At 31.7% G+C, this 8,901-nt stretch carries 9 protein-coding genes and 3 pseudogenes; 2 read left to right on the forward strand and 10 right to left on the reverse strand.

All coding sequences use genetic code 11. The annotated features are described in order from the left end of the window. Window positions 1-13: 13 nt before the first annotated feature. Window positions 14-220 (reverse strand): annotated as a pseudogene (locus tag N3Z16_RS10175) (recombinase family protein); the annotation flags it as partial. A 275-nt stretch (window positions 221-495) separates the two neighbouring features. Here N3Z16_RS10175 and N3Z16_RS10180 point away from each other — a divergent pair. Together N3Z16_RS10180 and N3Z16_RS10185 are read left to right on the forward strand one after the other, a co-directional pair. Then, window positions 496-753 carry an AbrB/MazE/SpoVT family DNA-binding domain-containing protein gene (locus tag N3Z16_RS10180; protein ID WP_282487092.1) on the forward strand — a complete coding sequence of 86 codons (258 nt, stop codon included), beginning with the start codon at window positions 496-498 and terminating at the stop codon, window positions 751-753. Next, window positions 746-1,135, forward strand: coding sequence for a type II toxin-antitoxin system VapC family toxin (locus N3Z16_RS10185; RefSeq protein WP_282487093.1), 390 nt, complete (start codon window positions 746-748; stop codon window positions 1,133-1,135). Before N3Z16_RS10180 ends, N3Z16_RS10185 begins: the two co-directional genes overlap by 8 nt. A 166-nt stretch (window positions 1,136-1,301) precedes the next feature. Here the strand turns inward: N3Z16_RS10185 and mauJ are convergent, their stop codons facing one another. The 9 genes and pseudogenes from mauJ to N3Z16_RS10230 all read right to left on the reverse strand — a co-directional run bounded on the left by mauJ (window position 1,302) and on the right by N3Z16_RS10230 (window position 8,358). Beyond that, complete coding sequence (gene mauJ, locus N3Z16_RS10190; protein ID WP_282487094.1) at window positions 1,302-2,474, reverse strand: methylamine utilization protein MauJ; 1,173 nt, start codon at window positions 2,472-2,474, stop codon at window positions 1,302-1,304. A 169-nt stretch (window positions 2,475-2,643) separates the two neighbouring features. After that, complete coding sequence (locus tag N3Z16_RS10195; protein WP_282487096.1) at window positions 2,644-3,234, reverse strand: recombinase family protein; 591 nt, start codon at window positions 3,232-3,234, stop codon at window positions 2,644-2,646. 159 nt (window positions 3,235-3,393) lie between these two features. Then, window positions 3,394-3,804 carry a type II toxin-antitoxin system VapC family toxin gene (locus N3Z16_RS10200; protein WP_282487097.1) on the reverse strand — a complete coding sequence of 137 codons (411 nt, stop codon included), beginning with the start codon at window positions 3,802-3,804 and terminating at the stop codon, window positions 3,394-3,396. Beyond that, a complete protein-coding gene (locus N3Z16_RS10205) occupies window positions 3,788-4,030 on the reverse strand; it encodes an AbrB/MazE/SpoVT family DNA-binding domain-containing protein (RefSeq protein ID WP_282487098.1) in 243 nt (80 codons plus the stop codon). Before N3Z16_RS10205 ends, N3Z16_RS10200 begins: the two co-directional genes overlap by 17 nt. A 279-nt stretch (window positions 4,031-4,309) precedes the next feature. Next, window positions 4,310-5,439 (reverse strand): annotated as a pseudogene (locus N3Z16_RS10210) (IS91 family transposase). Between the two features lie 73 nt (window positions 5,440-5,512). Continuing rightward, window positions 5,513-5,767: a hypothetical protein gene (locus N3Z16_RS10215; protein ID WP_282485543.1), complete on the reverse strand. Its 255-nt coding sequence runs from the start codon at window positions 5,765-5,767 to the stop codon at window positions 5,513-5,515. A 392-nt stretch (window positions 5,768-6,159) separates the two neighbouring features. Next, on the reverse strand, window positions 6,160-6,714 hold the full coding sequence (locus N3Z16_RS10220; RefSeq protein ID WP_282487099.1) for a RipA family octameric membrane protein: 555 nt from the start codon (window positions 6,712-6,714) through the stop codon (window positions 6,160-6,162). A gap of 186 nt (window positions 6,715-6,900) precedes the next feature. Further along, a pseudogene (locus tag N3Z16_RS10225) lies at window positions 6,901-8,030 on the reverse strand (IS91 family transposase). 73 nt (window positions 8,031-8,103) lie between these two features. Next, the gene (locus tag N3Z16_RS10230; RefSeq protein WP_282485543.1) at window positions 8,104-8,358 is read right to left on the reverse strand and encodes a hypothetical protein; all 255 of its coding nucleotides are present in this window, start codon (window positions 8,356-8,358) and stop codon (window positions 8,104-8,106) included. Window positions 8,359-8,901 lie beyond the last annotated feature (543 nt).

Consider the following 8,901-nt stretch of genomic DNA (forward strand, 5'->3'; position numbering starts at 1 on the left):
TTGGTGGGTTAATAGCTAACCTATCAAGTTTCCATACTACTAAAGTATCATCTTCATTAGCACGCATATATTCTAATGCTGCTTTTAATTCAGGGCGATCACGTTGCGCCCCTGAAGCTTTTTCTGTAAATATTTTTTTACATCCTGCTGCTTGTAGAGCATTTATTTGTAATTCTAAGTTTTGTTCCTGTGTTGAAACTCTGGCATATCCTATTAACATTTTCTCTATTTTTTTCTTATAACTCATTAGCTACTATACATTTTAAGAGACTTTATTTCAAGAGATAGTTTTAAGATGAAAATTGAGCAATTTAGCAAAAATTTTTCAATTTTTTTATTTACAATAGGTATCTCTTTAAAACGAGGGTTTTTAAGAGGTAATAAGATTATAGTTTTTGCCAATAATTAATTATTATGCACTAATTTATGTTAGTGACATATATTAAGTAATATGATATAAACTCTTTATATATAAATTATAAAGAATAAAGCCATATGAAAGCTATAAGGACAAAATTAGGAAAAGGTGGAAGGGTAATAATTCCTACAGCTTTTCGTCAATATCTCCACCTAGAAACCGGAGATGACATTATATTGCATATGGAAGATAATATATTATACCTTACTACAGCAGAGCAAGCTTTACAGAAATTACAAAAGAAGGTAAGGAATTATATAAAAACCACTGATCAAAATATTTCGCTTGTTGATGAATTAATAACTATGAGAAGAAATGAAGCTAAGTATGAATAAAAGAGTTATACTGGATGCTTCTGCTTTATTAGCACTTATTCAAGAAGAAACCGGTGCAGAAATCATAAAACCATTGTTAAAATTTTCTGTTATGTCAGTTGTAAATGTCACGGAAACTCTAAGCGTATTACAGAGAACCAATATTTCTCCAGAAGAAGGACTTACTCTAATTACGGATATTGTTACAACCATTGTGCCTTTTGACTTAGAACAAGCTGAACAAGTAGCGAAGCTACATCCTCTTGTTCAACCCCAAGGTCTTTCTTTAGCTGATCGTGCTTGTATTGCTTTGGGGATGAAATTACAGATTCCAATTTATACTGCTGATAAAATATGGGGCGAACTGCAAATAGATAATGCTAATATTAAATTGATTCGTTAGCTTCTCATATTTATAAAAATAGTATTATCCAAATATCCTTATGTGCCATTTATTTATATAAAATTTACGCCATTTAATTATAAAACTTACATATAATATTGTAGATATCCAAAAATTACCTAAAAATATTGTATACTAAATCGTAAATGGATATATAATAGACAGTTTAATTACATCGTTGCATGTAACGCGATTTTATATTTCTTTCTACTCTAATATATCGTTCAGCTAGAGCCTCCATAATTGGTAGGTCTAATACCAATTTCTCTCTATCTGACGGAATATCTGGATTAATAATTTTTTTATTCTCTGCAGAGGCATGCACTACAGCGCATCTTACACTTTTAAAAAGATATTCTTTAACATCTTTAAAAGATCCTCCCTGACTTAAAAGATCCTTAATACGCCCTCCAGCCCTCGTGTTATCAGGAAGTAATCCTAAATTATCAGTAATCCATTTTTTGCAGCCTTTATTTGTCTCTTTATTGTCCTTTTCGGTAAATTGAGATTCTATTGCTTTATAAAAACTTAAGAAAGCAAATCCTGCATGAATATCTTTCAATTTTAATCCCTCTCTCCAAAAAGCTAAAGCTATATTATCCTTTTCATCATTTATAATTGGAAGAGAGGTACAATCAACATCATCTGAATTAGAGGGATTATAATAAGTCATAGAGTATTTAACAACCTTAGCATTTCGAATAAAAGAAACTGGTGATTTTTGACTAAACTCTTGTGATTGGTCTACATCTACATATCCACCAAAATACCAGCCCAGTATGGATATAAATCTGTATACGCCTTTCTTAACCTCTTCTTTGATAACATTGTTATCAATATCCTCGCTAAACAGTGGAACTGCAATTGATGCCTGATATTGATTTTTTTCAAGTAAAAGACCTGATCGTCGTGCTAGGTCTATAATCTTACTTTGATCTTCTGTTGTAAGATCTTGATGTGGGTTTTCCTTTAAAAGGCATTTGACCTTTTTATATAGAGTGTAATCTTCGGCACGTTGGCGAATTAGTGGCATACATACTATATTAGGATCTTTATAATTAATAAAACAACATATATTATGACCTTCTTTATCTAAATACAAGACTAAGGAGTCTAGAGGGATTACCCCGCGATTGGGTGCTTTACTTGCTAGTATGCATTTTTTTATCGATGTAATAGGTTGAGCTAATCCAGTTAATATATATTCTCTACCATTATACGTTATTAAGGTATCTGTATTTACCCAAGCAATAGAATGATAAAGCGGGTATATTAACCAATTCTTATGATTCGCGATTTTGCTTTGAGTATCTTCACCATGTAAATATTTAGTATCCATTTTAGTACTAATTTGTTACCACTATATAATAAACAATCTTTGCCTTTTGTCTCAAAAGGATATGCTTCTGGTATCCTCAAAAAAGCTATATGAATCCAGAATAATTTTATCTTATTTTCACTGAAGATTTTCTAAAAAGCTACATCATTTTGAGGATTCGCAATTTTAGTCATTTTGAATAATCTAAACTAGCGGGAGTTATAGGAGGTTCTAAAGCTATTAACTGTTTTACCTTATAAATCGTCCCTCTAGATATTTCCAGCTCTTTTGCAATTTGGGTAGGGCGCTTACCTTCTAGTAAATGTTGCTTAATCTTATCTTGGTTAATAGAAGGAGGCCTACCTTTGTAAATACCCTTGTTCTTAGCGGCGGCAATGCCGTCAGCCTGACGTTCGCGGCGCAAGTTAGTTTCAAACTCAGCAAAGACACCGAGCATATCAAAGAATGCTTTACCTGTTGCAGTTGAGGTATCAACCGGCTGTTCTATGGCATAGAGATGAGCACCTTTTGCTTTGAGTCGATCTACTATAATTTGCAAATCTTTTAACGAGCGTGCAAGACGATCTATACGTGTTACTACTAAATACTCATTCTTGTGAATAAAGTCTAAAATATTATTTAGTTCTTTCCGGTCTGCTAGATTATTTCCGCTTTTTTGTTCTGTCCTAATAATTTCACAATTTGCTGCTTTAAGTGCGATAATTTGTGAGTCTAGATTTTGTTCTACTGTTGATGTGCGAGCGTAACCGATTTTAGTCATAAAATGTTTATTTTGGGTATGCTATTAATGATTTTTGTATATTAACTAAAATCAGACCTAAAATAAACAATTATTTTGCATGATTTTGTTTATTAAGTAATGTATTTTTTGGGTGTACCTAAAATAAACATTTTATATAAAAGTTTGTAATATAATAGTTTATCTAATCAACCTAATATCGGTATTTTCCAGTTTAAGCTCAGCACAAACTTTATCAGCCGTATAGATAGGAAGCCCTAGAGTGATACCAAGGGCTATGCACGCTCTATCTCCTAGAGATAAGCCGTAGTTTTGAGTCAGTTTAGCTAGCTTGCCAGTTTTAATACTTATAGCTTCGCAGAATGGTACAATTTCTGGTACTAAGTCTGAAATGATTTCATCAATATCTTGTTCTGACACGCCACTTCTAGTAAGAACCGCAACCAATTCACTTAAATTAACCGATGAGATAGCATTACTAGCTATTACATTTTCTATTACTTCGTAACCAGATTCTTTTTTTAACAAAGCTATAAGGGCTGATGTGTCTAGCAAAAACTTTTTGCCTTTTAGTTTAGAATTTATCTGCATTTTCTTTTCTCATCAATTTTAATTCTTTTTGGAGGTCTAAGTTTCCATATTTTTCTAAAATATTCCGTGCTTTTTCTATGTTAGAATGAAAGGTAGAAACAATTAATTCTGATTCTGAGTATTTAATTGTAACTTCATCACCAACCTTAAGATGCAAGTATTTTCTAATTTTGCTAGGAATTGCTAATTTTCCATTATTATCAATATAGCTTTTATAAGCTTTCATGTGGTTTTACCTTTTTTGTGTCACTATATAATTTATACAATATAAATTATTTCTTATAAAGAAAAAAATATTTAATAGTATAGGAAATTCAAAATTTGCAACCAGAAAAATCATCAATCAGCTTTTTAAAAATTCGTTTAATAAATATGTAGTTACCAGCCACAATATTAGAAATTATCAACACTTTTACAAAAATCTCTGCCAGAATCTATCTAAAAATAGGTTCAGTTTTACAAATTATGTGGCCAAGACGTGAAAGAAGTGTTCGCCATAATGATGTTATCTAGGCGTTGATAATAATTCATTGGTTCTTATTAATAACAATGGCGGAGATAAACCGTAATAAACTTGCCGCAGATTCATACATTTATTGCAATTATAGCAAAACAGAGGATCTATTTTAAAATTCAACCAAATCATTAATCTCCAACTAATGAGCTTAGTTTTCTTATGAACGATTTGATTAATTGCCTTATATACGATAGGTAATTGTACGCCCCTAGTTCTATTAGATAAAAAACCGTAATACCTAATCATTCGAAAATAACGATCTGGTATATGCATAATCAGACTAGCTATGAACTGCATCACGGGCATAGTTATGCGATCAATTGTATTATTATAGTGATCAAGAAATTTAAACGTTACCTGCTTTCCGTCGTAATTTTCTATTCTTGTCTCGGAAATAGGGGGCGTTTTATATACCGCCCTAAATATTCTATGTTGCGTTTATGATCATCCGATGGTTTTTGTAAATAAACATACCAACTGATTTCGTATAAACTACTCATCCAGTTATTAAAATTCTCAGCATTTTGATATGCGGACGGCAACTTCAAATTACTTGAGATATATTGAAAGCGAAATAACTCAAGGACTCTATGTCTCCACATTTTTTTAATAGGTTCGGCAGGAAAAAATAATTTTTGCCACTTGCCTTTGCTATTTATACCGCCGCAAGTAACCGATAAATGGATATGAACATTGCGTTTTAAATCTCTACCGAAAGTGTGTAAGGCAGTAAATATACCAACCACAAGATTTTTCTTTGTAGCTATCTCCTTAATAATTCCTGCTGCAATACCGGAAATCAATCCAAACAGATCACGATTGAGCCAAAATATCGGCCATAAAGAGTCCGGCATTGTAAATGTAATGTGCTGCCATCGTGTTTTTGGTAGAACATTGCTAGCCTTACTCACCCATTGATCCGTTTGTTTCTTACCACAACGAGAACAAAACCTACCTTTACAGCTGAATGCTACCGATTTATTGCGGTTACAATCACGGCAGCTATAACGTTTAAATCCTAAATATTTCGTTCCACACGATATAACTTTAGTGACGTTGAAAATAATGCCGTATCTTAGCTTGCCGTATTTTTTAGCGAAATCGAGACCAATTACCACGGTCTAGAAAAATATGTTTTATAGATATTCCTTTACCGACTATTTCCATAAATTACTTATAGTTAATGTTTTCTTACCAAGGAATCTTTCTTCCTTTGCGTTCTAAATCAAATTCTTTACAATCAGGGCAATAGTAAACAGAATTATACTTATGATTGGGAGATATTTTTCGCAACATTATCCAGAAAGCCTTGGCTATTTCCTTATCTCCTTCGGAAAAAATCTTTTTGATCCTGCTGTAAGGAATTGCTTGCTCTTTAGAAATGGCCTTAAGAGTTTTTACCGCTAATTCATTGACCAAATGCTGCTCAGAGTGCAAGTTACTCATAACTCAATTATATATTATCTTATGTATGTCTAACATTCAGTCTTTATAACTCAAGTTAAAACAAATCAAATACCAGTATTATAATCCTCCATAAATATTTATCGGTCAAGGGTATCTTCTTTTAAGCTGCCACCGATAGGTGGCTTATCTTGTAAGCTAATTCTCACATAATTTAATAATAAAATTAAATCTAAAATAAGCATAAAAAGTACTTTTAATAATATTAGTAAGAAAAGATAAAGTAGGGGTATAAAACTAGTATAGATAATTAGAATGAGTTATTGGATATTTAAGGTTTTAAAAATTAGCAATTTTTAAAGTGTATGAAAAACGGTCGTTTTCTGGAATTTTATAGACAAATAGTAGTAGCGATTATAGTAATGTCAGGTTTATTAGATTTTGTAGAAAAATATAATTACAACCGTCAAAAAATAAATAGAATATATGGACAAAAATACCTGAGGTAATAATTTCTTGTTCATTAAAATACTACTACCTCTGTTTTTTATTTTTTGATCAGGTTGCTCTGCTTCCAATTTTGCCCTTAATGAAAAAACATAAGTAGGAAGAAATTTTTCAAGCGACTGAATCAAAGCATAATTTAAAAAATTAAGTTTTTTGTAAGAATTTATAACTTTTAGCCAATCATACGAAATTAATATCCCAATAAAACCAAGTGAAGCTATAAATGGTAAGTAATATACTTCTATTTTTATTAATTGGGGTGAATTAGCTAGAACTGAGACGAGTATAGTATTAATTCCTATGAAAACATTGTTAGATGAACTCCGTCTTTCTTCAATTTTGTGGGAAGAGTCAACCAAAAGCTTATATTGTTCAACTATGTTATTTTTGCTATTAGAATCTACTTCGTTCTCACCTTGGTTAATTATATTAACAGAGCTATTAATTAAATCTTTGGATATTTTATAGTATAGGAATTTCAAAATTTGTAACCAGAAAAATTGTTAATCAAAACTTTGAAAATTCGTTTAATAAAATGTAGTTACAAGCCACAATATTAGAAATTATCAACACTTTTATAAAAATCTCTGCCAGAATCTATCTAAAAATAGGTTCAGTTTTACAAATTATGTGGCTAAGACGTGAAAGAAGTGTTCGCCATAATGATGTTATCTAGGCGTTGATAATAATTCATTGATTCTTATTAATAACAATGGCGGAGATAAACCGTAATAAACTTGCCGCAGATTCATACATTTATTGCAATTATAGCAAAACAGAGGATCTATTTTAAAATTCAACCAAATCATTAATCTCCAACTAATGAGCTTAGTTTTCTTATGAACGATTTGATTAATTGCCTTATATACGATAGGTAATTGTACGCCCCTAGTTCTATTAGATAAAAAACCGTAATACCTAATCATTCGAAAATAACGATCTGGTATATGCATAATCAGACTAGCTATGAACTGCATCACGGGCATAGTTATGCGATCAATTGTATTATTATAGTGATCAAGAAATTTAAACGTTACCTGCTTTCCGTCGTAATTTTCTATTCTTGTCTCGGAAATAGGGGGGGTTTTATATACCGCCCTAAATATTCTATGTTGCGTTTATGATCATCCGATGGTTTTTGTAAATAAACATACCAACTGATTTCGTATAAACTACTCATCCAGTTATTAAAATTCTCAGCATTTTGATATGCGGACGGCAACTTCAAATTACTTGAGATATATTGAAAGCGAAATAACTCAAGGACTCTATGTCTCCACATTTTTTTAATAGGTTCGGCAGGAAAAAATAATTTTTGCCACTTGCCTTTGCTATTTATACCGCCGCAAGTAACCGATAAATGGATATGAACATTGCGTTTTAAATCTCTACCGAAAGTGTGTAAGGCAGTAAATATACCAACCACAAGATTTTTCTTTGTAGCTATCTCCTTAATAATTCCTGCTGCAATACCGGAAATCAATCCAAACAGATCACGATTGAGCCAAAATATCGGCCATAAAGAGTCCGGCATTGTAAATGTAATGTGCTGCCATCGTGTTTTTGGTAGAACATTGCTAGCCTTACTCACCCATTGATCCGTTTGTTTCTTACCACAACGAGAACAAAACCTACCTTTACAGCTGAATGCTACCGATTTATTGCGGTTACAATCACGGCAGCTATAACGTTTAAATCCTAAATATTTCGTTCCACACGATATAACTTTAGTGACGTTGAAAATAATGCCGTATCTTAGCTTGCCGTATTTTTTAGCGAAATCGAGACCAATTACCACGGTCTAGAAAAATATGTTTTATAGATATTCCTTTACCGACTATTTCCATAAATTACTTATAGTTAATGTTTTCTTACCAAGGAATCTTTCTTCCTTTGCGTTCTAAATCAAATTCTTTACAATCAGGGCAATAGTAAACAGAATTATACTTATGATTGGGAGATATTTTTCGCAACATTATCCAGAAAGCCTTGGCTATTTCCTTATCTCCTTCGGAAAAAATCTTTTTGATCCTGCTGTAAGGAATTGCTTGCTCTTTAGAAATGGCCTTAAGAGTTTTTACCGCTAATTCATTGACCAAATGCTGCTCAGAGTGCAAGTTACTCATAACTCAATTATATATTATCTTATGTATGTCTAACATTCAGTCTTTATAACTCAAGTTAAAACAAATCAAATACCAGTATTATAATCCTCCATAAATATTTATCGGTCAAGAGTATCTTCTTTTAAGCTGCCACCGATAGGTGGCTTATCTTGTCGAATATTAATTGGCTATTTATTTCTTCCACAGTTACCTCTCATTTTAGTTAGTTATATTCAAGCTGAAATAAAATTCGAAAATTTAGCCTTAATGGTATAAAATTTTTTAACTATCAAGCTATCCAACTCATTCAGCAACAGATTTTCTTTAATTTAAAAGCAAAGTCATAATAAAGCAGTTTTTATATTGATTTTATTGCTTTTTATGTATTCCTTCAATCTTAAGCCTCCTACGAATAAGAGCTGCTTGTAATAATGCTTTTCTTACGGTTTTACTTCGGTAAGATTTCAATACGCTAATTCCTAATGTACCAGTATGAGGATACATTTGTTTATTTGAGAAACTAATATCATACCAGCCTACAACTTCATTATCTACTACAGCTAT

Origin of the sequence: Candidatus Megaera polyxenophila (assembly GCF_029982035.1) — a bacterium.
Taxonomy (GTDB): Bacteria; Pseudomonadota; Alphaproteobacteria; order Rickettsiales; family Rickettsiaceae; genus Megaera; species Megaera polyxenophila.